The sequence below is a fragment of the Streptomyces sp. NPDC041135 genome (assembly GCF_055592085.1).
This window is the reverse complement of record NZ_JBVIYZ010000104.1, coordinates 1-1,330: the sequence shown is the minus strand read 5'-3', so window position 1 is coordinate 1,330 and position 1,330 is coordinate 1. Positions and strand designations below refer to the sequence as shown.

1 protein-coding gene is annotated in these 1,330 nt (G+C 66.3%); it reads right to left on the bottom strand.

The features are described from left to right. Positions 1 to 27: 27 nt before the first annotated feature. A protein-coding gene (locus ACZ6CZ_RS38050; RefSeq protein ID WP_469030695.1) for an IS3 family transposase occupies positions 28 to 1,280 on the bottom strand; the annotation gives its coding sequence in 2 pieces (ribosomal slippage) (positions 28 to 998 and positions 998 to 1,280; 1,254 coding nt in all). Between the last annotated feature and the right edge of the window lie 50 nt (positions 1,281 to 1,330).

Sequence of the window (1,330 nt, the reverse complement as noted above, 5' to 3'; positions counted from 1 at the left end):
TGAACCGTTCCGGGTTCGGTAGAGACTTCAGATTGTGGTTGTGACCTGGGGTTTCGTGTTGGCGAGGTAGTGGTTGGCCTCGTATTCAGCGGGTGGGATGTGCCCTATTTCACCGTGGAGTCTGCGGTGGCAGTACCAGTCGACCCACTCGGCCGTCGCGAGCTCGACCTGGGACAGCGTCCTCCAAGGGCGGGCCGGCTTGATCAGCTCTGTTTTGAACAGGCCGATCGCGGACTCCATGAGGGCATTGTCGTAGGCATCGCCGACCGATCCGATCGACGCGGCGATACCGGCCTGGTCGAGGTGTTCGGCGAGCGCGAACGACGTGTACTGCGACCCGGCATCGCTGTGATGGATCAGCTCGCCCTTCTGGTGCGGGTGTTGGTCGCGATCGCGCTGCCACAGGGCCATCTCGAGGGCGTCCAGGACGAGCCGGGTCTCCTTCGAGGTGGCCGCGGACCAGCCGACGATGCGGCGGGAGAAGGTGTCCACGACGAAGGCGACGTAGACGACGCCGGCGAACGTGGTGACGTGGGTGAAGTCGGCGACCCAGCAGCGGTTGGGGGCCGGGGCGACGAAGTCGCGGTCCAGCAGGTCCGGGGCACGTTCCGCGCTCGCGTCGGCCATGGTGGTGATCACTTTCCTGCCGCGGACCGCGCCGCTGATCCCGAGATCGCGCATGAGGCGCTCGACGGTGCAGCGGGCCACCGTGACGTCCTGGCGGTTCAGGTGCCGCCAGATTTTCCGGGCGCCGTAGACGCGGTAGTTGGCTTCGTACGCCTGGGTGATCAGGGTCTTCAGCTCGGCGTCGCGCAGGGTGCGCGCCGCGGGAGCCGCCTGCCGTCTGTGGTGGGCGTAGTAGGTGGAGGGGGCGATCTTGCAGTCGTGTGCGGTCAGCACGCGGCAGATCGGCTCGACGCCGCCGAAGCGGTCCTTGTGCTCGTCGATGAACGCTACGAGCGTGTGTGTGGCCGGTCGAGCTCGGCCGCGAAGAAAGACGCAGCAGCCTTCAGGATCTCGTTGGCCCGCCTGAGCTCGGCGTTCTCCTTCTTCAGCGCCTTCATCGCGGCGGACTCCTCCGTGGTCGTCCCCGGACGCTGCCCGGAGTCGATCTCGTCCCGCCTGACCCAGTTCCGCAGCGTCTCGGCGGAACCGATCCCGAGCTTCTGAGCGACCGCCTTGAACGCGGCCGACTCGTTCGGATGGTCACCGCGGACTTCAGCGACCATGCGGACCGCTCGTTTACGCAGCTCAGCGGGGTAGGAGGAAGGGCGTGCCATGACTCGATCCTTTCACGGAATCGAGTCTCTACCGAACCCGGAACGGTTCA